The following is a 23,461-nucleotide window of genomic DNA, read 5'->3' as shown; positions in this document are numbered from 1 at the left end:
CCCTCGGCCTGGGTTCAGCCGAGTGCGTGGCGCGCGGTCTCCAGCGCGCGGGCGACGTCGTGTTTGTCCGCGGGGGCCAGGGTCAGCTCGTCGGCGGTGGTGGTGACGAGCCACCGGCCGTCGGCGGTGTCGTAGACGCGCAGGGGCTCGCCGAGCCGGTGCTGCCCGCCGGGCGGACGGGCCTCGACGTACAACTCGGCCACGATCGACGGCGGCAGCGTGGCGAAGCGCCGGACGCGCGGGTCGTCCGCCGGCTCGGTACGGAGCACGGTGACCGGCTCGCCGACGGGTTTCCTGGTGCCGCCCGGCAGAACGTCGGCGAGGGTCCAGGAGAGGCGGGTGGCGCGGAAGGTCCGGACGAACACGTCGTCGCCGTCGCGCACGGCGATCAGCCGGAACCAGCGTGAGGCCGCGACGAGCACGCCGAGCCGCGCTCCGGTGACGGTGTCGCCGAGCCAGCCGAACCGCGCCTCCGGCGGCCGGGACAGCAGCGTCGCCACTTCGGCCAGCTCGGGCTCGTCCCCTTCGAACGGCTTTCCGCCGTGCTGCCGGACGAGGCCCGCCACCTCGCGGCGGGCCGCGGCGCGCTCGGCATCGTCCAGCCACACGGCCTGGGGCGCCAGCACCGCGTGCAGCTCCCCGCCGGTGAGGCTGGTGACCAGGCCCGCGAGCCGTTCCGCGCGGAACCGCGCGGGCTCGCCGAACCACACCATCACAACCCGATGACCGGCGGCGTCGCCTTCATCCCGGTCCGTGGATCGACGGCCTTCGCGTCGTCGAACAGCTCACGTTCCTCGACGGTGTACTTACGTTGGTGCTCGGTGTCGTCTTCCCGCTCACCGCGTCCCGGAGTACCGGCGACGGCTCCGGGCTGGGTGACTTTCTCGGTGGCGGCGGCGCCGCGCACCGGCCGCGCCGTCGTTCGCTGAGTTGCGCTGCCGGAATTTCGGCCTGGTTCCTTCGGTGTGGTGGCGGAACCGCGGGCCGGCTCCTTCGGCCCGTCACTGCCCGGCAGCTGGACGAGGCCTGGCTGCGGTGGGGGAGCCGCGGTCCTGCCGCTGAGCTCTCTGCTCCCGGCTTCACCGCCCGCCGGGCTTCCGGTCGGGACGGCTTCCCGAGCGAGTTCTCCGGGGGCTGGGGCGCCGATCGCACTCGCCGACGTCCGGGTGCTGTCGTTTCCCGCGGGCTCCATACCTTCCGGCGACGCTGTGGGCCGCTGCGCTCCGGCGACGTGCCGCCCACCGTCCACAGGAGACTCAACGGGAGATTCTCCTTTCTGCGCCAAGGATTCCCTGTGCGCGGGTTCGCGGCTGTTCTCCGCTGACCGAGGGCCCGGGACGGCAACGGGCGCTCCGGTCTCCGGCGGAGTGGCCGGAACTTGGCCGCCGCCCTGCTGGACGGCGAAATATCCGGGAGCGAGCGCCCGGTAGTCGGTGGGCATCAGCGCGGCGTTGCGGCGGGACAGCTCGGCCCACGTGTTCATCGCCTCGACGTTGGCCTGCGCCGCCTCGTTCGCCGCGGTGACCTCGCCGAGGTGGTTCCCCTGGCCGCCGAGCGTGGTGATCTCCGTGAATGACCCCGGCAACAGCGGGACGTCCGGTACGGGCCGGACCTTGTTCCGCACACTGTGGAAGTCGGCGATGTGCTCGCGCAGGAGGCTGCTCAGCATCGCGATACCCGCGCCGGCCTCGTTGCAGGCGTCGGCGGCCGGCGACACGCCGGCTCGCGCGGCGTCGCTCGCGGTCCCCTGCCAGTAGGCGGTCAGGTTGCCGGCTGCGGCGGCGACGTCCTGGTGGAGGCGATCGTATTCGCTGAGCACCTGGTCGAGCGTGTCGGCGATCAGTTCGAGGTTGTCGGTGCCCGCCGCGCCAGTGAAGTTCTCGTAGATCTGCTGACCTGTCAGGGACACCGGGTCAGGCCCCCTCTCTGATCGTTGCGATGACGGCGGCGGCGAGGTTCTTCGCCGCCGCGCAGCCGTCCGCGCCGGGAGCCGAGGAGATCGAGGTGGTGAAGTACGCCGTCGGCGAGGTGGCGACCGAAAGGTCGCAGGTGCCGATGTCCCGCTCGCCGTTGAACGCGTTGTACGCGGCCGGGTAGCCCTCGATCGAAGTGGGGATGTAGTAGTCGTGGGGATTGCGATCCTTGTGCAGGGCATCGAGGCCGGCCAGGCCGGTGGGGCTCGTGTCGTAGACGACGTACCCCAGGGTCGCGCCGGCGGAGCCGAATCGCCACATGCAGCTGGGTAACCCGGCGCTGGTCTGGGACTGCCCCGGGGCCGTCGCCCCGAACCGGGCCCGCTGCTCTGCGGAGAGGCTCAGACATGGGTCGTCGCTGTACCTCTTGACGTCAAGCGGGTGGTCGACGGTGACCAGGTGAAATCTGGGCGAGGTGGAACCGGATCCCGGTATTTCCCGTGCTCCGCAGGCGGCGAGGCCGACGATGCCCAGCGCGACGAGGATCGGTATGCCGAAACGTCGGTGCGCGTCGTTGCTCATTTTCTGAACAACTCCCCGAGCGTGGTGTCTTCGACGGTGTACGTTCCGTTCGCCTTGCGGAGCGCGTCGACGAATCTGTGCAGGTACTCGTCGATGCGAGAGCAGTTGCGGGTGGCTTCGGCCAGGGATCTCCCCGTCGCGTTCGCGTGTTCGATCGCCGGCTCGTCGGGCGAGGGCGAAGACAGCTGGCGCAGGGAACTCTGAAGTGCGAGTGTTGCTGTCGCACTGCGATCGAGCAGGTCTTCGAACACCCGGACCTGTGCCGCTAGCCCATCCGGGTCGATTTCGAAGTGCCCGGAGGGCCCAGGATTCAGTGGGTCCAGAAACGGTTCCGGCGGACCGGAAACTTCCTGAAATTGGCCGCCCGCCAAATTGAGTGGTAAAGCGGTTTCGGCTACCGTGCTGGTGATCGGATCCGGCTGCATTCGCCCTCCCCATGGCGGATAGCTCGTCCGAATGGATCAGCATAGGACACCTCTTCGCGTTTGTGTGCGCATTCTGTTGATTTGCTGCATATGGAGGAATTACGGATGTGAATCGGGACCTGCAGGTGCACGTGCAGCTCCGCAGCCCTCCGCAACGAGAGGCGCCGCCATCCGCAGACGCCCGTGGTCCACGGGTGAAATCCGGCGGGCTAACGTGGCCCCATGCCACCTCGCACAGTCCGCGACGCAACCCGTGAGCTGCTCCGGAACCTCGGCCTGACCACGGTGTTCGGCAACCCCGGCACCACCGAGGTCTCGTTCCTCACCGACTGGCCCGACGACTTCACCTACGTGCTCGGGCTGCAGGAGTCGGCCGTGGTCGCGATGGCGGACGGGTACGCGCAGGCCACGCGCAAGCCGGTGCTGGTCAACCTGCACTCGGCGGGCGGGGTGGGGCATTCGCTCGGGCACGTGTTCACCGCGTTCCGCAACCGGGCGCCGCTGATCGTGCTGGCGGGGCAGCAGACGCGGTCGCTGCTGCCGGACGAGCCGTTCCTCGGGGCGGTCGAAGCGGCGAACTTCCCCCGGCCGTACGTGAAGTGGAGCATCGAGCCCGCGCGGGCCGAGGACGTGCCCGCCGCGATCGCGCACGCCTACCACGTCGCGACGCAGGCGCCGCAGGGTCCGGTGTTCGTCTCGGTCCCGGTCGACGACTGGGACCGCGAGGCGACCATGCCGCTGCCGTCCGGGCACCGGGTGCCCGGCTTCGCACCCGACCCGGACGCGCTCAGCGCCCTCGCCGCCGCGCTCGACAGCGCCGAGCGGCCCGCGCTGGTGGTCGGCGCGAGCGTGGACGGCGACGGCGCCGTGCCGGACGTCGTGGCGCTCGCCGAGAAGCTCGGCGCCGGCGTGTGGGCCGCGCCGATGTCGTCACGCTGCTCGTTCCCCGAGGACCACGAGCTGTTCCTCGGCTTCCTGCAGCCCGAACGCCGCGCGGTGGCCGACGCGCTCAAGGCCCACGACCTGGTCGTGGTGCTGGGCGCGCCCGCGTTCACCTACCACGTCTACCGCGGCGAGCCTGACCTCTCGCTGCCGCCGCTGTACCTGATCAGCGACGACGACCAGATCCTCGCGCGCGCCGGCAACGGCACCGGGATCCGCTCGACGCCGAAGCTCGCCGTCCGCGCGCTGGCCGAGCGGGTCAAGCCGGCCGACCGGCCCGTCACGGCCAAGCCCGCGAAGCCGGCCAAACCCGCCGAGGTCACGCCGATCTCGCCGGACTACGCCTACTCCGTCGTCGCGGACCTGTTGCCGGACAACACGATCCTGGTCGAGGAGACGCCGAGCCACCGTAACAGCCTGCATCACCACCTGCCGATCACCGCCACCGACACGGGCTTCCTCACCGTCGCGAGCGGGACACTCGGCTACGGCCTGCCGGCGGCCGTCGGCGCGGCCATGGGACGGCCGGACCGCAAGGTGGTCGCGGTACTGGGCGACGGCTCCAGCATGTACTGCGTGCAGGCCCTGTGGACGGCCGCGCGCGAGCACGTGCCGGTGACGTTCGTGATCCTCGACAACGCGCAGTACGCCGCCGTGCGCATCCTCGGCGAGGACGCGGGCGGGCGGAAGATGCCGGGCACGGAGCTGGGCGGCATCGACTTCGCGCAGCTGGCGCTGAGCATGGGCTGCGCGGCGAGCACCGTCGAACAGGCCGAGGACCTGCGTCCCGCGCTCGCCGCCGCGCTGGCGACGGCCGGGCCCAGCCTGGTGCACGTCAAGGTGGACCCGAATCCCCAGAGCATCTACTGAGGCCACGGCCGCATTGACCCGACCGGGTGACGCTGTTTGGATGTTCGGGTGCAGCCTCTACTCACTCCCGGACAGCAGGAACTCGTCGACCAGGCCGGAAAGCTCGCGGACGTGTTCGCCGAGCGCGCCGCCGTCCACGACCGCGAGAACACCTTCCCCCACGAGAACTACGAAGACCTGAGGGAAGCGGGTTTCCTGCGCCTGTCGGTGCCGGAGGAGCTGGGCGGCTCCGGCGCCGGGCTGCCGGAGATCCTGCCGGTGCTGGAGCGGCTGGCGATGGGCGACGGCGCCACGGCGCTGGCGTTCACCATGCACCTCTCGCCGCTGGGGCAGTGGGCGAGCGTCTGGCGCCGCACGAAGGCGCCGCGGCTGGCCGAGCTGCTGCGCAAGGCGTGCGAAGGCGACCTCATCTGGGCCTCGATCACCAGTGAAACCGGCCTGCGCAACGACATGACGGACTCGAAGACGTCCGCCGTGAAGGTCGACGGCGGCTTCGAGCTGACCGGCCGCAAGAGCTTCGCGACCAACTCGGCCGTCGCCACGCACTGCTCCACCACCGCGCGCTACGAGGACGCGGACGGCGGCCCGCGGCTACTGCTCTGCCAGATCGCGCTGGACCAGCCCGGGGTCACGATCCACCAGACGTGGAACACGATGGGCATGCGCGGCACCCAGAGCAACGACGTCGAGCTGGACAAGGTGTTCGTCGAGGACACGGCCGTGGTGCACTCGCTGCCGGTGAAGCACCTCGACGCGCGGGTGCTGGAAACCGTGTGGGCGTGGGCGATGCCCGCGTTCTCGGCCGTCTACACGGGAGTCGCGGCGGGCGCGCTGGATTGGACCGTGAAGTCGTTGCGGCAGCGCGGAAAGACCGGCGACCCGGTGCTGCAGGACGTGATCGGGGAGTGCCAGATCCTGATCGAGGCCTCCCGCGCCCTGATCCACCGCCACGCCGAAGAGGTGACGAGCCGCCGCCTGTTCACCGGCGACGTGCAGGACGGCGTCGCGCGCTGCTCGATGGTGAAGTACGTGGCCGCCAACAACGCCGTGCAGGTGATGCAGCGCCTCGTGGACGTGCTGGGCGGCATGTCCTACACCAAGGCGCTGCCGTTCGAGCGCATGTGGCGTGACGTGCAGGCGAGCACCTTCATGCCGATGGGCAACCTGGCCACGCGCAAGCTGGTCGGCGCCAACGTGCTCGGCGTGCGGACCCTCCCGGAGATCAGCCCGGACGAGACGGGCCACGACTCGCGGGCCAAGGACTGAAGAACGCCGTTAAGGCCTCCTTACCCGCGTAGGACGCGGGTAAGGAGGCCTTAACGGACTTTGCTCAGCGCTTCGCGTCCTCGACGACGTTCTTCTTCTCGGCTGCCGAAGCCAGCTCCCACTCGGCGGCGTCCGCGGCCGCGGTCTGCGCGGGGGTGCCGTGCAGCAGGCGGGCCACCTCACCGCGCAGGGTGACGAACTCGGCCGACTCGCGGGTGGTGATCTGGTCGCGCTCCGCCGGCAGGCCGACGGGCAGGTCCGCGACGATCGACGCCGGCGACTTCGACAGCACCAGCACCCGGTCGCCCAGGTAGACGCTCTCGTCGATGTCGTGCGTGACCAGCAGGACGGTGGTGCCCTGCTCGGCCTGCACTCGGCGCAGCAGGTCCTCCAGCTCGAACCGCGTCTGCGCGTCGACGGACGCGAACGGCTCGTCCATGATCAGCAGCGCCGGGCGGCTCGCCAGCGCCCGCGCGATGGACACCCGCTGCTGCATGCCGCCCGAGAGCTGCCACGGGAACTTGCCGCCGACGTCCGAGAGGCCGACGGCTGCCAGTGCCGAAGCGGCCTGGGCCCGCCGTTCCGCCTTGCTCAGCTTGCCCCAGCGCAGCGGGAACTCGACGTTCTTGGCGACGGTCAGCCACGGGAAGAGCGAACGGCTGTAGTCCTGGAACACCACGGCGAGGTCGTCGGGCACGCCGTTGACCAGGTCGCCGTGCAGGCTCACCGTGCCGGACGTCGGCGGGACGAGCCCGGCGATCGCCCGCAGCAGCGTCGACTTTCCGCAGCCCGACGGGCCCACGATGCACGCCAGCTGGCCGGCCTCGACGGTGAACGACAGCTCGTTCACGGCGGTGTGCACATTGTCACCGGTGCCGTAGCGGTGGCTGAGGCCGGAGACCTCGAGCATGGTCGACATTCTGCAACTACCTTCCGGAACCTAGTGACGGCCGGGCTGCCACGCGAGCACCCGGCGCTCGACGGCGAGCAGGGCCGCGTTGAACCCGTAACCCAGGATGCCCAGCAGCACGATCCACGCCCACATCTGGTCGAAGTCGTAGGACCGCTGGGCGAACAGCAGCGCGTAGCCGATGCCGTTGAGCGCGCCCACCAGCTCGGAGATCGCCATCAGGATCAGCGCGATCGACAGCGACAGCCGCAGCCCGGCGAAGATCTTCGGCAGGGCCGCGGGCAGCACCACAAGGCCGATCCAGTACCGCCGCGGCGTGCGGAACGCCCGGGCGGTCTCCGCCTTGACCTTGTCCACGGACCGCGCGCCGTCGACCGTGTTGAGCACGACCGGCCACAGCGCGCCGAAGACGATGGTGGCGATCTGCATGCCCGGCCCGACGTGGAACAGCACCAGGAACACCGGCACCAGCGCGGGCGGCGGGATCGCGCGGAAGAACGCGAACAGCGGCCCCACGTAGTCCATCCCGGTGCGCGAGCGGCCGAGCGCCAGGCCGAGCGCGACGCCGAGCACGACCGAGATCAGCCAGCCGCCGAGCACCCGCGCGAGGCTGGGCAGGATGTGGTCGAACACCGCGTCGCCGAGGAAGACGTGCGACACCGGGCCGGAGAACCACAGCTTCGCCGCCGCGACCGCGATCTTGCTGGGCGGCGGGAAGAACACGTTCTGGCTCAGCCTGGTCGCGATCTCCCAGAGCACCACGAGCACGGCGAACAGCAGCCACTTGCGGGCGAACCCGTTCAGCCCGCGGCTGACGCGGCCCCGGGCCGTGACCACCGAAGGCTTTTCGACGACGGTCATGCGGTGGCCCCCTCGTCGGCGTTGCTCCAGCTGAAGAGCCGGCGGCCGAGCCGTTCCAGCCCCTCGTTCACCAGGAAGCCCAGCACGCCGGCGACCACGGTGCCCGCGAGCACCAGGTCCATCCGGTTCTCGCCCGAGGACGCCTCGAGGATGAACTGCCCGATGCCGAGCTTCGCGCCGGCCAGGAACTCGGTGCTGATCACCAGGATCAGCGAGATCGCCGCGGACATCCGGATGCCGGTGAACACGAACGGCGCCGCGTGCGGCAGCGCGACGGACGTGAGGATCCGCGACTTCGGCGTGCCGTACGTCCGCGCGGTCTCGGTCAGCAGCGGGTCCATTTCGGACAGTGCGTAGACGGTGTTGAAGAGGATGGGCCACACCGCCGCGTACACCGCGAGGGTGATCTTCGACTCGGGCCCGCCGCCGACCACGATCAGCACCAGGGGGATCAGTGCGACGGACGGGATGGGCCGGAGGAACTCGACGATCGCCTTCGTCGCTTCGCGCAGCCAGCCGATGCTGCCGAGCAGCAGGCCCGCGGGGACCGCGATGACGATGGAGATGACCATCGCGATCGCCCAGGCCAGCACCGAAGCGATGACGTCGCGGAGGAACTCGGCGTCGCCGAGCAGCTCACCGAGCCGCGCGAACACCACGGTCGGCGGCGGCAGGTCGTTCTGGTCGACCAGGCCGGCCCGCACGACGACCTCCCAGAGCAGGAGGAAGCCGAGCAGGCCGACCAGGTTGCGGACGATCCTCACGTCAGGATGCGCTCGCCTGCGGCACGATCATCGAAGCCACGTCGATCTTGCTGGTGATGGTGCCGAACTGCTGCAGCAGGTCCGGGACCCGCTGCAGGCGCCGGGCGTCCAGAGTGGACTGGAAGGTCAGCAGCGCGGTGAGCGAGGCGGTGGCCTGGTCGACCTTGGAGAACTGCACCATCAGCGGCTCGATCTTCGAGCGGTCCGCCGATTCCTTGGTGGCGCGCAGCATCGCGCGCTGGAAGGCCGCCACGGTCTTCGGGTTCGCCGAAGTGAACTTGCCCAGCGAGCCGTAGCCCGCGGTCGGGAAGTCCTGTGTGGCACCGGAAGCGGTGTCGATGATCGGCACCGTGCCGTTGGTCTTGGCGGAGCCGGTGATGAACGGCTCGGTGAGGAAGCCCGCGTCGACGTCGCCGCGCTTGACCGCGCCGCCGATCTGCGGGAACGGGAAGGGAACCCAGGTCACCTTCGTGAAGTCCACGCCGTTGTCGCGCATGACGGACTTGGTCAGCGTGTCGCAGATCGTGTTCTGCGCGGTGATGGCGATCTTCTTGCCGGCCAGGTCGTGCACGGTCTTCACGGCGCCGCCGGGCATCGCGACGATCTCGGTGCTCTTCGGGCCGGCCGACGAGGCGTCCGAGACGAACTTGATGTCGGCGTTGCCCTTGCTCTTCGCGATGAAGAACGGGGTGTAGCTGGAGTAGGCGATGTCGACCTCGCCGGCCTGCAGCTTCTGCAGCGACGCGTCACCACTGGCGGCGTCGACGGTCTCGACCTCCAGGCCCTCGGCCTTGAAGTAGCCGTTCTGCACCGCGAGGTGGAACGGGGCCACGTCGATCGTCGGCATGATCGAGACCTTGATCTTCGGCTTCTCCAGAGCGGAGCCGCTGCTCGTGCTGCCCGAGTCGTCCGATCCGCCGAGCAGGCCGCAGCCGCTCGCGGTCAGTGCGACGCCGCCGGCCATGGCGAGCGAGAGAAAGCCACGCCGCCCGTATCTGCGCTGGCTGCTCCCGGCTGTATCAAACAAGGCCGCTCCTTGGAAATGAGGTCACGTGTGGCTGACCGTTGGGTTGGAGTGTGGCTCATTGTCCGGAGTCACGCGGCTACTGTAGAGAAGCGATCTTGCGATCACAATGGGTGGTCAAAAACGTTGCACGGGTGTCCTGAGTCACTCGTACAGGTGAGCGAAGGTCCCTGCGCGTGCCCGATCCGGCCCGTAGCGGTTGTGCCCGAATGGTCTTGATCGGCTGTACGGGTGCTCCCATGCGGCTGTCAAGAGGGTTACAAATCGGCCAGCCGTTCGCTACCCTCTGCTCCTGCAGTGTGAGGTATGGACCACCGATGTAGTGAGAGTTTGCCTCGTCAAGAGGCACTCTGCGCGGGCCGTTGCTTGTCGGCGACCTGGTGGCTTAGGCCGAACGGACCAGTGATCGACCAGTGCGGGGACCGAACGTCATGCAAGTGCTGAACCGATTCCGCGCCGGGAGTTGCGGGGAACCGCACCTGAAAGTCGATCTTCTCACTCGTAAGGGTGTAATGGCGCAGTCATGTCCGGCGCTCCGAACCCTCGGAGAGCCGGGCCGCCTGCCGGGAGCGTGCGGATAGTGGTCTCGGGTTCGGCAGGCTTCAATTCACAGGGTCCTTCGGGGCCGGACAACGATGGTGGTGCGGCGGTGCCGGACGAAGACACCGCGGGGTCGGGAGGGGCCTCCGCGACCGAAGGCGGGGCGGCTCCCGCGCGGAAGGGCTCGATCTTTGCGCTGGGCAACTGGCGGCTGAGGTCGAAGCTCGCCCTGATCCTGATCATCCCCACGCTGACCGCGCTGGTGCTGGGCTCCCTGCGCGTGGTGGACAACATCCGCGAGACGGTGCAGTTCGGCCACACCGCCGACCAGGTCGCCTTCGCGGTCAAGGTCACCACCGTGGTCCACGACCTGCAGGGCGAGCGCGCGCTCGCCGTCGCCCGGCTCTCGTCCGGCGACACGCTCCGTCAGACCGGCCTCGACGCGCAGATGGCGAAGGTCGACCGTGACGTCGACGACCTGCGCAACGCCGTCGTCGGCCTGAACACCGACACCCAGGCCACCAGCGACCGTTACGCGCGCGGCCTCCAGCGCCTCGACGCGCTGCAGCCGCTGCGCGCGGCGATCAGCACCTCTTCTTATTCTGATGTTGCGGCGCTCGACACCTATTCGTCCATCCTCGACTCGCTCATCCAGCTGGGCCGCGAGGTGACGACCGCGGTCACCGACCGGGACCTGCTGCGGCTGGGCAACAGCACGCAGTCGATCAGCGAGGCCAAGGAGTTCGTCGTCCGCGGTGACGCGGCGGTGGAGATCGCGGCCTTCCGCGACGGCTTCCCCGGCGACTTGCTCGACGAGGCGCGGGCCTCGCAGGCCAGTGGTGACGCGTCGGTCGCGGCGTTCCTCGCGAACGCCACCGACGACCAGGTCCAGCTGTACAACGACACTGTTTCGGGCCCGGAGGTGGACGACCGGCGCCGGATCCAGACCACCTCCTTCTCCTTTGCGCAGCAGGGCCAGCCCCTCAACATCAACCCGACTGAGCTCGGTCAGGACAGCACTGTCGCGGCGGACAAGCTGCACGCGGTGGAGAGCAGCCTGCTTTCGCAGCTTCGCTCGCAGGCCGACGGACTGGCTTCCCAGGCCGTGCAGTCGGCCTGGGTCGGCGGCGCGATCGTGCTCGCCGCGCTGATCGCGGCGCTGATCCTGATGCTCGTGATCGCCCGCCTGATGCTGCGCCCGCTCCGGGTGCTGCGGACGACGGCGCTGGACGTCGCCTACACCCGGCTGCCGGAGACGGTGCAGGCCATCCTGGACGACCCGGACCCGGTCAACGCCTCGAAGAGGGCGGTCGCCCCGGTGCCGGTCACCTCTCGCGACGAGATCGGCGAGGTGGCGCGCTCGTTCGACGTGGTCCACGAGCAGGCCGTCAAGATGGCCGCCGAACAGGCACTGCTGCGCGAGAACGTCAACGGCATCTTCGTGAACCTCTCCCGCCGCTCGCAGCGGCTGGTGGAGCGCCAGCTGGGCGTGATCGACCGGCTGGAGGCCGACGAGCAGGACCCGGACCACTTGGCCAGCCTGTTCGAGCTCGACCACCTCGCCACGCGGCTGCGCCGCAACGGCGAGTCGCTGCTGGTGCTCTCGGGCGCCGGCCTGGCGAAGTCCGTGCCCAAGCCGGTGCCGGCCGCGGACGTGATCGGCGCCGCGGTCTCGGAGATCGAGCAGTACGCCCGCATCGAGGTCGGCATCGTGCCCGAGGTCGCGGTGCAGGGTCTCGCGATCCACGACCTCGTGCACGTGCTCGCGGAGCTGCTCGACAACGCGACCTACTTCTCCGAGCCTGAGACGAAGGTCACCGTCCGCGCCGTCATCACCCGCAAGAAGGCGCTCGCCATCCAGGTCACCGACCACGGCGTGGGCATGGGGGACGACCGGCTCGCCGAGATCAACCAGCGGCTGGCCGACCCGCCGGACCTGGACGTGTCGGTGACCCGCCGGATGGGCCTGTACGTGGTCGCCCGCCTGGCCCAGCGCCACGGCATCGAGGTGCGGCTGCGCGAGAACGAGGACATCGAGGGCGGCGTCATCGCCCGGGTCGTGGTGCCGGCCGAGCTGCTCACGCAGATCCGCGTGGCCACCCCGCCGCCGCGGCACACCCCGCCGCCGGTCAACCGCAACGAGGTGTCGCACCCGAGCTTCCCGCCGGTCAACCGGCCGATCGACCGGGGACCCGAAGCCACGCCGCCGCCCCCGTCGGCACCGCCGCCTCCGCCCGCGGCGCCGTCGAACGGCGGGCTCGTCCCGCTCGACCAGCCGATCAGCCTCGACGACCTGGTCGCGGGCAACCGCGCCGCCGGGCCGTTCCTCAGCCCGGAGATGCCGGTCCCGGACACTCCGGCGTGGCCGACGGCGGAGGACCTGGCGCCGCTCACTCAGCAGCCCAACGGAGACGGTGCGAGCCTGGCGGAGACGGAGTTCCCGCCGCTGGTGCTGCCGAAGCGCGAGCCGAAGTACCTCGCGCCGGAGGAGCCCCAGCGGGTGGAGCCCGTCGCCGACGACGGCGCGTCGGCCCTCGAGGACGACGTGCCCACCCGGCGGCTGCCGATCTACCAGTCGGTGCTTTCGCGGTGGTTCAGCGAAGGCAGTGACGGGAGCGGTGACGGCGAGCCCGGCTTGGCCGAGGACCTGACGGCCATGCCGGCGAAGACCGAGGCACCCGCGGAGGCGGACAACAGCATCACGTCCGTCACCGGAGTCGCGGCGGAGAGCAGCAACGGCACGCACGAGCCCCGTCAGGAGGAACCGATCGAGGCGACGCCGCTCTACCCTGGTTCCGACGACGGCTCGGACGAGAGCTGGAGCAGCGCCTCCGACGAGGGCTGGCAGGCCGCGCAGTCGTTGCTCGAGGCCAAGAACGAGGAGGTGACGACGGCCGGGTTGCCCAAGCGCGTCCCCAACGCGTACCTGGTCCCGGGTTCGATCGGCAGCCCCTCGGAATCCTCCGAGCCCCACAATTCCTTCACCGACGCGACCTCCGGGCTGCCCGGAACGGGTGCTATGACCCGCTCGGCCTCCGCGGCTCGCAGCAGGATGGCAAGCTTCCAGCGTGGGTACACCTCCGGGAGGCATGCGTTGAAGGACCGACCGGCCGACGACAGGCTCGACGAGGACGGCGTTCCGGTGAGTGGATCCGGGTACTTGAGCGACAGCAGTGAGGAGCGACAGTGACACGGGCGGGTGCAGTGCAGCCGGGAGGCGGCTCGGCGCAGCCGAACGGCAGGGCGGCAGGCGGCGCGGCGGGTAGCTTCGCGTGGCTGATCACGGACTTCGTGCACCGGGTGCCGGGTGCGGCCCACGCGGTCGTCGTCTCGGCGGACGGGCTCCTGCTGGCCGCCTCGCGCGGCCTGCCGAAGGACCGGGCCGACCAGCTGGCGGCGGTCGCGTCGGGGCTGACCAGCCTGGCGCGCGGAGCGGCGAAAGTGTTCGAAGGCGGCCCGGTCGCGCAGACCGTGGTCGAAATGGCCAACGGCTTCCTCTTCCTGATGTCGGTTTCCGACGGATCGTGCCTCGCGGTGCTGGGCTCGCCGGAGAGCGACATCGGTTTGGTGGTGTACGAGATGACCCTGCTCGTCGAACGGGTCGGCCAGCAGCTGACCCCGGAGATGCGTGCGCAACTGCAGGGCTCGGCGGTCCGCCGCTAGGCGGGCCGGGAACTTCAGGAGCAGACCGTGGACGACGGGCGCTTGAGGGGCGATGGCCGGCTCGGTGACGACTTCACCGGCGGGTGGGCCGAGCGGGACGACGGGCGGGAGGACTGGAAGTCCTTCCGCGACCGGGTCGACCGCGAATGGCGGGCCCGCCGCGTCCAGGGGTCGGACTCGGATCCGGTGCGTGAGCCGCCGAACTGGCTGACCGACAGCAATGCCGGGCAGGGACCGGACGTCACGGGCGTGCCCGGTTACCGCGACCGCCTGCTGGGCGGCCCGGGAGCCGAGCTGTTCGGCGGGGCCAGCGGGCCGCTGTACGACTCCGCCGAGTTCGCGGCGTTCAGCGCGGAGCAGGACGGCTCTCCCGGGCCGTCGTCGAACGAGCTGGCGGCCGCACTGCCGATGCAGGCGTCCGCCGAGCCGCCGGTGGCCGAGGTCGAGACGTCCGGACTGGTCCGGCCGTACTTCCGGACCCGCGGCCGGACGAAGCCGACGTACGACCTCGCGATCGAGGCGTTGATCTCGACCAGCGAGCAGGGGCGCGTGCTCGACCGCGTGCGCGTGCCCGAGCACCGGTCGATCTGCGATCTGTGTCTCGACACCCGTTCCGTGGCCGAGGTGGCGGCGCTGCTGCGGCTGCCGCTCGGCGTGGTGCGAGTGCTGATTGGTGACGTGGCGGGGCTCGGCCTGGTGCTGGTGCACTCGACCAGCGACACCGCCGTGGGCGACCGCCCGAGTATCGAGTTCATGGAAAGGGTGCTCAGTGGGCTTCGGAGAATTTGACTCCGACGCGAACACACCGCAGGTGACCGGTCCGACCTCGTCGGCCAAGATCGTGGTCGCGGGTGGGTTCGGTTCGGGCAAGACAACGATGGTCGGGGCGATCTCGGAGATCGACCCGCTGACCACCGAGGCCATGATGACCGAGGCGAGTGTCGGGCACGACGACACTTCCGCCACGCCGAACAAGACGACCACCACGGTCGCCATGGACTTCGGCCGGATCTCACTCGACTCGGACCTCGTCCTGTACGTGTTCGGCACGCCGGGCCAGCACCGGTTCTGGTTCATGTGGGACGACCTCGCGGTCGGCGCGATCGGGGCGGTGGTCCTGGTGGACACGCGGCGGCTGGCCGACGCGTTCCCCTCGATCGACTTCTTCGAGAACCGGAAGCTGCCGTACGTGGTCGCGATCAACTGTTTCGATCGGTTGCTGCACCACCAGATCGAGGACGTGCGGCACGCGCTGACGATCTCCCCGTCGGTGCCGATCATGGCGTGTGACGCGCGTGAGCGGGACTCGGCCAAGCAGGTGCTGATCTCGGTCGTGCAGCACGCCATCGCCCACGACTCGGCACTGAGGGCGGGCTAGAACCGGAGTACCCGCCAGTGGGATGCGGCCGTTGGAGTGAACTCGACGGGCTTCACCCGCTTCGGGGAGTGGTGTCTCCGGCCGCGACCGGGTCCACTGGACCCGGCTCACCGCGGCCGGGGCCGACCAGGCCGGACCGGCCGGTCGGAACGTCGGTGACCTGCGCGGACACCCCACCGCGCGAGGCAACCGGTGTCACCACGGAGTGACCCACGAAGGCGTGATCCCGTGGGGGTCCACGCGGTACGCACTCGGCTGAGTACGTACGGTGCGCACCACTTCGACCGGCGGGACTCGACACCGTCGGCCAGGTGAATACGCTGGGAACGGCATCTTCACGGGTGGGCCGTGATCATGGCGAGCGGCGGTTTTCCGGTTCGGCAGCTGCGGCAGCAAGGAGGGACAGTGACCGTGTCCGGCCAGGAAGAGGGCCAGCTCACGTTCGGCTGGCTGATCACGGACTTCGTGCGCCGGGTGCCCGGCGCCGCGCACGGGGTGCTGGTGTCGGCCGACGGTCTGTTGCTCGCGCCGTCCGAGGGATTGCCGCAGGAACGGGCCGAACAGCTCTCCGCGGTCGCCTCGGGCCTGATCAGCCTGACCCAGGGCGCGGCCCGCTGCTTCGAGGCGGGCGGGGTGAACCAGACCGTGGTCGAGATGGAGCGCGGGTACCTGTTCCTCATGTCGGTCTCCGACGGCTCGTCGCTGGCGGTGCTGGCCGCGCCGACCTGTGACATCGGCACGGTCGCGTACGAGATGACGCTGCTCGTGGAACGCGTCGGCGAGCAGCTCACCCCGGAACTGCGCGCCCAGCTCCAGGGCGGGGTGCGTGGTTAGTAGATGAAGATCTCGGGATTCGGCGAGAGCGACACTGGGGCCTGGGACGCGCTCCACCGCGGCACCGACCGGGAGTCGTTCGACTCGCCCAGCCACTACGAGCTGAGCACCTTGAAGACGATGCTGCCGCACCGTCGCCCGAGTACCCCGCCGCCACCGGTGGAGCCCTACGAAGCCCCGGAAGCCGCCGAATGGGCCGGCGCCTCGGACTACTACGACGACGAAGGCCGCACCTGGCAGGACGACGGCGAGTCCGGCCACCGGGCGGAGGACCAGGACACCGGCTCGGTCGTCCAGGACACCGGGCATTACGCCGCGCCGTCCGGGCATGCCACACAGTCCGGTCACTCTGCACCGTCCGGCTATGCCGCGCAGCCGGGCCATTCCGCGCCGTCCGGGCACGCCGCCGCGAGCCGTCCCGCCGGGTACCCGGCGCCGCCGGCGGACGACCGTCGCCGCCCCGCGCGGTCCGGCCACCGCTCGGCCGCCTACGACGAGGCCCCTCGCGAGCGCCCGTCTTTCGAGGACTACCAGCCCGCCCGTCGCCGCTCCGCTCCTCAGCAGGAAGCGCACGACACCGGGTACGCCCAGCCTGCGCACGACACCGGGTACGACCGTCCCGCTCGCGACGCCGGGTACGAGCAGCCTGCATACGACACCCGGTACGAGCAGCCCGCGTACGAGCGGTCCCCGTACGACTCGGGCTACCAGCAGGCGCCCGCCACCCCGGGCTACGAGCAGCCCGGTTACCAGCCGGCCGCCTACGACTCCGGTTACCAGCAGACCGCGGCCGAGACGGACTACCACTCGGCCCCGCCCGACTCCGCGTACCGGCCCGCGCCCGCGTACGGCTACGAGCCGTATGACGCCGAGCCCGATACCGGTCGTTACGCCCAGCACCGCCTGGCGGACCCCGAGTCCCCGGCACCCGCGGAAACCGAATGGTCCGAAGCCGACGCGGCCCGCGACTGGTCCGAGACCGAAGCCGCCGACCAGGACTGGCAGCCCGCTCCCCGCGGCGGCCGGCATGCCCACGCCGCCGAGCCCGAGTGGCAGTCCGAACCGGACCCCGCGCAGCCGGAATTCCTTGCCGCAGAAGAGGATTGGGCAGCCGAGCCCGCCGGCCACACCGGCCGGCCCGCCTTCACCCCCGCCGCAGAAGAGGATTGGGCAGCCGAGCCCGCCGGCCACACAGCGCAGCCCGCCTTCTCACACGCTGCGGAACCCGGCTTCGAGCCGGCCGGGCACACCGGCCAGTCTGCCTTCGTGCCTGCCGCGGAACAGGATTGGGCACGCGAGCCCGCCTTCACCCCCGCCGCGGAGCCCGCCTTCGAACCCGCCGTGGGCGCACCGGCCAAGCCGGCCCGTTCCCGGGTCCGCCCGTACGCCCGGACCGGCGGCCGCACCCGGTCCGACCACAACCTCGCGCTCGAGGCGCTCGTCTCCACCAGCGACGACGGCCGCCGTTACCGGGGCGTCCGGTCGATCGAGCACCGCCGGATCTGCGACCTCTGCCTGGACACCCGCTCGGTCGCCGAGATCGCCGCGCACCTGCGCCTGCCACTCGGCGTGGTCAAGGTGCTGGTCGGCGACATGTCCGACCTCGGCCTCGTGCTGATCCACCAGACGGAGCTGATCCTCGGCGACCGCTCGTCGCGTGAGTTCATGGAACGCGTCCTGCAGGGCCTCCGCGCCCTCTAGACCACGGTCAGTCTTCGACGATCGCGGCGGAAGTGATGCGGTGCAACGGATACCGCTCGTGGTCCGTGCCCTCCAGCACGCCACCGCCGACGCGCACCGGGCGCACCACGCGTTGGCTGGCCGTGCCGCGCGAGTCGACGAAGCCGATCCACACCTCACGGCGTTCGAGGGTCGCGCGGGACAGCAGTTCCAGCGTCGCCGAAGTGTCCGCGCCGCCGCCGGTCGGCGCGCTCACGGCGGAGCCGCGACGTCGCGCTGAAGCCGCGTCGCCCGCGCGCAGGTTCGAGACGATCCTCGACGCCTGATCCTCCGACAGCACTGCCTGCTCGCCCGGGCGGGCGCGGGCGGCGCGGGCACGCGCGGGGAGACGGCGGCCGCTCGGCCGGATGTCGACCACCCGTCCGTCCGGTCCCTCCGCCGCGGGCGCGAAACCCGCTGACCGCAACGCTTCCAGCACTTCGCCGAGCGGCGCGGAGCTGATCAGGACGGTCGACGCGATCATCCGCAGGTCGTACTCCGCCGCGACCGGGTTGGCGAGCACCTCGGCGAGCAGGGCCTCGTCGTCGCAGCGCAGGAACGAGGCCGCCGCGCCGCCGCGGAGCCGGCCGTGGCGGCGGGCGACGTCGTCGATCAGGTAGGTCAGGCCCTGCGGCACGGGTGTCGCGGACTTCGCGCGGAACAGCGCGTGCAGCTCGTCCGCCGTGCGTCCGGTGTCGAGCGCGCGGCGCACCGAGGTCTCCGTGACGCGGTAGACCGTGGCGTGCCCGGCCGACTCGACGTCCGCCACCGCCGCCATGTCCGCCGCCAGCTCGGGCTCCAGCGGGCCCGGCGCGACAACCGTCAGGTCCGCCTGCACCAGCACGTGGCTGACCGGCGCGGGCAGCGCGTCGTGCATCGCCTCGACGGCGCCCGGGCGGTCGTCCTCCAGCAGCAGCCGGGTCGTGGACGTCAGCCCGCCCAGCCCGACGAGGCCGAGCGCGGTCGCCTCCGCCATGGTCCAGCGCACGGTCTCGTCGCGCAGCCGCCCGCCCCGCCGCGGCGCGCGCCACGCGAGCACGGCCACCAGCTCGTCGACGCTCTTCACCCCGGCGCCGGACGGCAGCTGCGCGAGCGCCATCAGCACCCGTCGCCGGGCCACCGGCGCCAGCGGCCGCCGCGGCTCCTCGGACAGCGGCGCGATCGGCTTGTCCTTCGCGTCCCGGCCGCCGGCGAGCCCGGGCAGCCGCGGCAGTTCGAGCCACGCCTGGGCCAGCGTCATCCAGCGCTGCACCGTCGGCGACGCGAGCCAGGAGTCGGTGAGCGTGGTCGGCACCCACTCCGGTGCCGTCGTCTCGCTGTCGGCGACCAGCCCGGCGCCGACGGCCAGCTCGGCCACCAGCATGGCCCGCGCCTCGTCGACGTCCAGGTCCTTGGCCAGTTTCCGCAGCTCACGCACGCCGAGGCCGCCGGCCTTCAGCACCGGCGCCGGCACCGCCGACCACGAGCGCAGCAGCGTCTCGGTCTGGCGCAGGAACTCCATCGCCTCACCGGCCGCGGTCTCGTCCACAGTGACTGTCCGGTGTGGATGGACGGGCAGCTCGGGCTCGGTGAGCGTCACGGGGTCGAACGCGGCGCCGCCCCGCAGCTGCAGCCCCAGCTCACGCGGCAGCTCGACGGTCTGGTCGTCACGCCGCAGCAGCAGGCCCCGGGCCAGCAGCTTCTGCACGGGGGTGGTGGCTTCGCTGAGCGGGACGTCGAAACTCGCGTCGCGGGTGCGGCCGATCGGCGGTCCCGCCGCGAGCTTGGCCAGCACCGCCCGTTCGTCGTCGCCGATCTCGGCCAGCCGCGCGGCGACGTCCGTGGCGGCCAGCGCCGGAGACGGCGAGCCCAGCCCCGCGGGGAACGGCCCCAGCGCGTCGCGCGCCGACGGCGGCACTCGCAGTTCGTCATCCGCGCCCCACACCAGCGCACGGGCACGCAGCCGCGCCAGCGCGTCCGTGACGTCGGCGCCGACCAGCGCGCTCACCTCGGCCAGCGGCGCCGGCGCCGCGTCGGCCCCGGCCACCAGCAGTGCGTCGAGCACCGCGAGCGTGCGTGTGTCCAGGTCTTCGCAGGCGCGCGCGACGGAGCCCGGCGTGCCGGCGCGGGTGGCCAGCACGGTGCTGTCGGACGGCGGCGGGGTCGACAGGTCGCGACGCGTGCGCAGGAGCTCGGCCAGTGCGTCGTCGGATTCCGCACGCAGCCAGTCCGCCAATGAGGTCGCGGGCATAGAACTCCAGGATACCGGGCGGGTGCGCGGGCGCCGTCGGGCGCGCGTGCCGGGCGGGTGAGCGGGGACCGGGGGTGTTCGGGCACACTGTGTGCGAATCGGTTGGACCGGCCAGTGGAGGGTGTTGTGGCGAAGGCCGAGAACGGCAAGAAGAAGGGCGTCGACCCCACCTGGCCGGCAGAGGACGGCGAGCACCCCGTGTCGGAGCTCGCGTCCGACCGTCAGGGCGCGCTGTCGCCGTTCGGTGACCTGACGTTCCCGCTCGACGCCGTGCCGTACGTGCACCCGGAGACCGAAATCAACCGCTGACGCCCTGCGCGCCGAGAACCGGCTGAGCACTCGCGAGGACCCCTGAAGTTACTGGTCAGTCACCCGGTTGGGGTCGGGTGGCGACGGTCACGGGGCTAGGGTTCCGAACGTCCCAGTCACAGGTTTTCCAGCGGGGAGTTAGTGTCATGCCGGTTCCCGGTCCCGGGTATTCCATCACCGTCCGGGTCGAGGCCCCGGCTTCGTCCTCGGCCGCCGGTGACCTCACCACCGCGGTCGGCCGCGTGGGCGGGGTGCTGACGGCGTTCGACGTCGTCGAGTCGCACCCCGACTCCATCGTGGTCGACATCAGCGCGAACGCGTTGTCGGAGAACCACGCGCAGGACATCACCCAGACGCTGGACTCGCTGCCGGGGGTGAAGGTCCGCAAGGTCTCCGACCGGACGTTCCTGATCCACCTCGGCGGCAAGATCGAGGTCAGCGCCAAGGTCGCGCTCCGCAACCGTGACGACCTCTCCCGCGCGTACACGCCGGGTGTCGCCCGCGTCTGCCAGGCGATCGCGGCCAACCCCGACGATGCGCGCCGGCTGACCATCAAGCGCAACACCGTCGCCGTGGTCACCGACGGCTCCGCCGTGCTGGGCCTCGGCAACATCGGCCCGGCCGCCGCGCTGCCCGTGATGGAGGGCAAGGCGGCGCTGTTCAAGAAGTTCGCCGGCGTCGACGCGTGGCCGGTGTGCCTGGACACCCAGGACACCGAGGAGATCATCAAGATCGTCAAGGCGATCGCGCCGGTGTACGCGGGCATCAACCTCGAGGACATCGCCGCGCCGCGCTGCTTCGAGATCGAGGCGCGGCTGCGTGAGCAGCTCGACATCCCGGTGTTCCACGACGACCAGCACGGCACGGCGATCGTGGTCGTCGCGGCGCTGCGCAACGCGCTGCGGGTGGTCGGCAAGAACATCGAGGACTGCAAGATCGTGGTCAGCGGCGTCGGCGCGGCCGGCTCGGCGATCATCCGGCTGCTGCTGCACAAGAACCCGGGTGACATCGTGGCCGCCGACATCGACGGCATCGTCCACCCCGACCGCGGCAACCTCGACGACAACCTGACCTGGATCGCGAGCCACACCAACCGCCAGAAGCAGGCGGGCACGCTGCACGAGGCGCTCGTGGGCGCGGACGTGTTCATCGGCGTCTCGGCCCCGAACCTGTTCGGCGCCGAGCAGGTCGCCACCATGAAGGACGACGCGGTCGTGTTCGCGCTGGCCAACCCGGACCCGGAGATCGACCCGCTGGAGGCGCAGCAGCACGCCGCCGTGGTCGCCACCGGCCGCAGCGACTTCCCGAACCAGATCAACAACGTGCTCGCGTTCCCCGGCGTCTTCCGCGGCCTGCTCGACGCGGCCGCGCGAAACATCGACGACAACATGCTGCTCGCCGCCGCCGACGCGATCGCGGACGTGGTCGACAACGGCAAGCTGAACGCCTCGTTCATCGTGCCGAGCGTGTTCGACACGGCGGTCGCCCCGGCCGTCGCGGAGGCCGTCCGCACCGCGGCCCGCGCCGAAGCCCGCTGATTTTCCGCTGTGTGAAAGGGACCCGCCGCCCGCGGGTCCCTTTTTGCGCCCCAATGTGGCATTGGTTGCGTCCAACGCACCGAACGCCACATTGGGTGCGTTGGACGCACCGAACGCCACATTGGGGCGCGGCCGAAGGGGCGCAGTAGCCTCCTGAAGGTGAGTGAACTCAGCCACGTCGATTCCGCCGGCGCCGCGCGGATGGTCGACGTCTCCGCGAAGACGGCGACCGCCCGGACCGCGCTCGCCGGGGGGACCGTGCACACCACCGCGGAGGTCGTCGGCCTGCTTTCGGCCAACGGGCTGCCCAAGGGCGACGCGCTGGCGACCGCCCGGATCGCCGGGATCATGGGCGCCAAACGGGTGCCGGAGCTGATCCCGTTGTGTCACCAGATCGCGCTGTCCGGGGTGAAGGTGGAGTTCGAGCTGGACGAAGCCGCCGTGCACATCTCCGCGACCGCCAAGACCACGGACGTCACGGGCGTCGAGATGGAGGCGCTGACGGCCGTCGCGGTCGCCGGGCTGACGCTGCACGACATGATCAAGGCCGTGGACCCCGCCGCGACGCTCGACAACGTCCGGCTCATCCGCAAGGACGGCGGCAAATCCGGCACCTGGGAGCGGCAGTCATGACGAAGGCACGCGTGATCGTGGCGTCCAACCGCGCCGCGAAGGGCGTCTACGAGGACAAAACCGGGCCGGTGATCGTCGCGTGGCTGGCCGGGCGCGGCTACGACGTGCCCGCGCCGGTGGTCGTCGAGGACGGCGAGCCGGTCGGGAAAGCCTTGCGCACAGCGGTTTCCGACGGTGTCGCGGTGGTGCTGACCACCGGCGGCACGGGGATCTCGCCCACGGACCGGACCCCGGACGTCACCCGCGAAGTTCTTGATTACGAGCTGCCGGGCGTCGCGGACGCGATCCGCGCCGCGGGCCTGCCGAAGGTCCCGACAGCCGTGCTGTCCCGTGGTGTCGCCGGCGTCGCGGGGCGGACGCTGGTGGTGAACCTGCCTGGTTCGAGCGGCGGGGTGAAGGACGGCCTCGGCGTGCTCGAGCACATCCTGGACCACGCCGTCGACCAGCTCGCCGGCGGTGACCACCCCCGCGCGGCCACGCCCGTGTCACCTGACACGGCCGCACCGCCGGTCCGGGTCCTGCGGGCGGAGGTGAGCGAGCAGCTGCTGTCCGTCGAAGAGCACGCGCGCCTGGTGGAGGACGACGCGGCGGGAGCCGTGGTCACGTTCGCCGGGGTGGTGCGCGACCACGACGGCGGCAAGGGCGTCCGCGATCTGACCTACGAGGGCCACCCGACCGCCAGTGACGTGCTCGCGGAGGTCGTGGCGGACCTGTCGGCGCGCTGGACGGGGGTGCGCGCCGTGGCGGTGAGCCACCGGGTGGGCGCGCTGGCGATCGGTGACGTCGCGCTGGCGTGCGCCGTCGCCGCGGAGCACCGTGGACAGGCCTTCGCGGCCTGCGCCGAGCTCGTCGACGAGGTGAAGGCCCGCCTCCCGATCTGGAAGCACCAGCACTTCACCGACGGCAGCGACGAGTGGGTCAACTCGCCCTGACCGTGCCGGGCGAGCTCGTCCGCCCGCCTGAGCGAGCCGCTGACGGCCTCGGACTGGTCCAGACCGCCGGGGACTCGAGGGAACGCGTCTCAGAGCGTTTGAGCCGGCCTGAGCCGGTCCAGTGACGA

At 71.0% G+C, this 23,461-nt stretch carries 21 protein-coding genes; 12 read left to right on the top strand and 9 right to left on the bottom strand.

Annotated elements, in window-relative coordinates:
- Window positions 1-14: 14 nt before the first annotated feature.
- From OG943_RS32340 to OG943_RS32325, 4 genes are read right to left on the bottom strand one after another with little or no spacing between them, the layout of a single operon-like run.
- Complete coding sequence (locus OG943_RS32340; protein ID WP_328612214.1) at window positions 15-713, bottom strand: ESX secretion-associated protein EspG; 699 nt, start codon at window positions 711-713, stop codon at window positions 15-17.
- The gene (locus OG943_RS32335) at window positions 713-1,909 is read right to left on the bottom strand and encodes a hypothetical protein (RefSeq protein WP_328604702.1); all 1,197 of its coding nucleotides are present in this window, start codon (window positions 1,907-1,909) and stop codon (window positions 713-715) included. The genes OG943_RS32340 and OG943_RS32335 overlap by 1 nt, the downstream gene beginning before the upstream one ends.
- 4 nt (window positions 1,910-1,913) lie before the next feature.
- Entirely contained in the window at window positions 1,914-2,495 is a 582-nt protein-coding gene (locus OG943_RS32330) for a DUF3558 family protein (RefSeq protein WP_328604701.1), read from the bottom strand.
- A complete protein-coding gene (locus OG943_RS32325; protein ID WP_328604700.1) occupies window positions 2,492-2,920 on the bottom strand; it encodes a hypothetical protein in 429 nt (142 codons plus the stop codon). The genes OG943_RS32330 and OG943_RS32325 overlap by 4 nt, the downstream gene beginning before the upstream one ends.
- A gap of 222 nt (window positions 2,921-3,142) precedes the next feature.
- Here OG943_RS32325 and mdlC point away from each other — a divergent pair, with 222 nt between their 5' ends.
- Window positions 3,143-4,732 (top strand): benzoylformate decarboxylase, encoded by a 1,590-nt coding sequence (mdlC, locus tag OG943_RS32320; RefSeq protein ID WP_328604699.1) that lies wholly within the window; start codon window positions 3,143-3,145, stop codon window positions 4,730-4,732.
- A gap of 48 nt (window positions 4,733-4,780) precedes the next feature.
- A complete protein-coding gene (locus OG943_RS32315; protein ID WP_328604698.1) occupies window positions 4,781-5,998 on the top strand; it encodes an acyl-CoA dehydrogenase family protein in 1,218 nt (405 codons plus the stop codon).
- Window positions 5,999-6,062: 64 nt separating this feature from the next.
- Here OG943_RS32315 and OG943_RS32310 read toward each other — a convergent pair whose 3' ends face one another.
- The 4 genes from OG943_RS32310 to OG943_RS32295 are packed head-to-tail and all read right to left on the bottom strand — an operon-like array spanning window position 6,063 to window position 9,497.
- The gene (locus tag OG943_RS32310) at window positions 6,063-6,917 is read right to left on the bottom strand and encodes an ABC transporter ATP-binding protein (RefSeq protein ID WP_328604697.1); all 855 of its coding nucleotides are present in this window, start codon (window positions 6,915-6,917) and stop codon (window positions 6,063-6,065) included.
- Window positions 6,918-6,938: 21 nt separating this feature from the next.
- Window positions 6,939-7,769 carry an ABC transporter permease gene (locus OG943_RS32305; RefSeq protein ID WP_328604696.1) on the bottom strand — a complete coding sequence of 277 codons (831 nt, stop codon included), beginning with the start codon at window positions 7,767-7,769 and terminating at the stop codon, window positions 6,939-6,941.
- Window positions 7,766-8,533 (bottom strand): ABC transporter permease, encoded by a 768-nt coding sequence (locus OG943_RS32300; RefSeq protein WP_328604695.1) that lies wholly within the window; start codon window positions 8,531-8,533, stop codon window positions 7,766-7,768. The genes OG943_RS32305 and OG943_RS32300 overlap by 4 nt, the downstream gene beginning before the upstream one ends.
- Before the next feature lies 1 nt (window position 8,534).
- Window positions 8,535-9,497, bottom strand: coding sequence for an ABC transporter substrate-binding protein (locus OG943_RS32295; protein ID WP_328604694.1), 963 nt, complete (start codon window positions 9,495-9,497; stop codon window positions 8,535-8,537).
- 709 nt (window positions 9,498-10,206) lie between these two features.
- Here OG943_RS32295 and OG943_RS32290 point away from each other — a divergent pair.
- The 6 genes from OG943_RS32290 (at window position 10,207) to OG943_RS48500 (ending at window position 17,673) form a co-directional block, all read left to right on the top strand.
- Window positions 10,207-13,287 carry a sensor histidine kinase gene (locus tag OG943_RS32290; RefSeq protein WP_328604693.1) on the top strand — a complete coding sequence of 1,027 codons (3,081 nt, stop codon included), beginning with the start codon at window positions 10,207-10,209 and terminating at the stop codon, window positions 13,285-13,287.
- A complete protein-coding gene (locus OG943_RS32285; RefSeq protein ID WP_396286839.1) occupies window positions 13,284-13,760 on the top strand; it encodes a roadblock/LC7 domain-containing protein in 477 nt (158 codons plus the stop codon). The genes OG943_RS32290 and OG943_RS32285 overlap by 4 nt, the downstream gene beginning before the upstream one ends.
- Window positions 13,761-13,787: 27 nt before the next feature.
- Window positions 13,788-14,549 carry a DUF742 domain-containing protein gene (locus OG943_RS32280; RefSeq protein ID WP_328604692.1) on the top strand — a complete coding sequence of 254 codons (762 nt, stop codon included), beginning with the start codon at window positions 13,788-13,790 and terminating at the stop codon, window positions 14,547-14,549.
- Window positions 14,530-15,138, top strand: a complete 609-nt coding sequence (locus OG943_RS32275) for a GTP-binding protein (protein ID WP_328604691.1) — start codon at window positions 14,530-14,532, stop codon at window positions 15,136-15,138. The genes OG943_RS32280 and OG943_RS32275 overlap by 20 nt, the downstream gene beginning before the upstream one ends.
- A 405-nt stretch (window positions 15,139-15,543) precedes the next feature.
- Entirely contained in the window at window positions 15,544-15,972 is a 429-nt protein-coding gene (locus OG943_RS32270) for a roadblock/LC7 domain-containing protein (RefSeq protein WP_328604690.1), read from the top strand.
- Window positions 15,973-15,975: 3 nt separating this feature from the next.
- Window positions 15,976-17,673, top strand: a complete 1,698-nt coding sequence (locus tag OG943_RS48500) for a DUF742 domain-containing protein (RefSeq protein WP_442874596.1) — start codon at window positions 15,976-15,978, stop codon at window positions 17,671-17,673.
- 7 nt (window positions 17,674-17,680) lie between these two features.
- On the opposite strand, the gene OG943_RS32260 is transcribed toward OG943_RS48500, so the two are convergent.
- Window positions 17,681-19,921, bottom strand: a complete 2,241-nt coding sequence (locus tag OG943_RS32260; RefSeq protein WP_328604689.1) for a helicase-associated domain-containing protein — start codon at window positions 19,919-19,921, stop codon at window positions 17,681-17,683.
- Window positions 19,922-20,047: 126 nt separating this feature from the next.
- On the opposite strand from OG943_RS32260, the gene OG943_RS32255 reads away from it, so the two are divergent.
- The 4 genes from OG943_RS32255 (at window position 20,048) to OG943_RS32240 (ending at window position 23,333) form a co-directional block, all read left to right on the top strand.
- Window positions 20,048-20,230: a hypothetical protein gene (locus tag OG943_RS32255; protein ID WP_328604688.1), complete on the top strand. Its 183-nt coding sequence runs from the start codon at window positions 20,048-20,050 to the stop codon at window positions 20,228-20,230.
- A 146-nt stretch (window positions 20,231-20,376) separates the two neighbouring features.
- A complete protein-coding gene (locus tag OG943_RS32250; protein ID WP_328604687.1) occupies window positions 20,377-21,768 on the top strand; it encodes an NAD-dependent malic enzyme in 1,392 nt (463 codons plus the stop codon).
- A gap of 159 nt (window positions 21,769-21,927) precedes the next feature.
- Window positions 21,928-22,401, top strand: a complete 474-nt coding sequence (moaC, locus tag OG943_RS32245; RefSeq protein ID WP_328604686.1) for a cyclic pyranopterin monophosphate synthase MoaC — start codon at window positions 21,928-21,930, stop codon at window positions 22,399-22,401.
- Complete coding sequence (locus OG943_RS32240; protein WP_328604685.1) at window positions 22,398-23,333, top strand: molybdenum cofactor biosynthesis protein MoaE; 936 nt, start codon at window positions 22,398-22,400, stop codon at window positions 23,331-23,333. The genes moaC and OG943_RS32240 overlap by 4 nt, the downstream gene beginning before the upstream one ends.
- Window positions 23,334-23,461: the final 128 nt, after the last annotated feature.

The sequence above is a fragment of the Amycolatopsis sp. NBC_00345 genome (genome assembly GCF_036116635.1).
GTDB lineage: Bacteria > Actinomycetota > Actinomycetes > Mycobacteriales > Pseudonocardiaceae > Amycolatopsis.
Note: the sequence above shows the minus strand (reverse complement) of the source record. Positions and strands in the feature narration are given on the sequence as shown.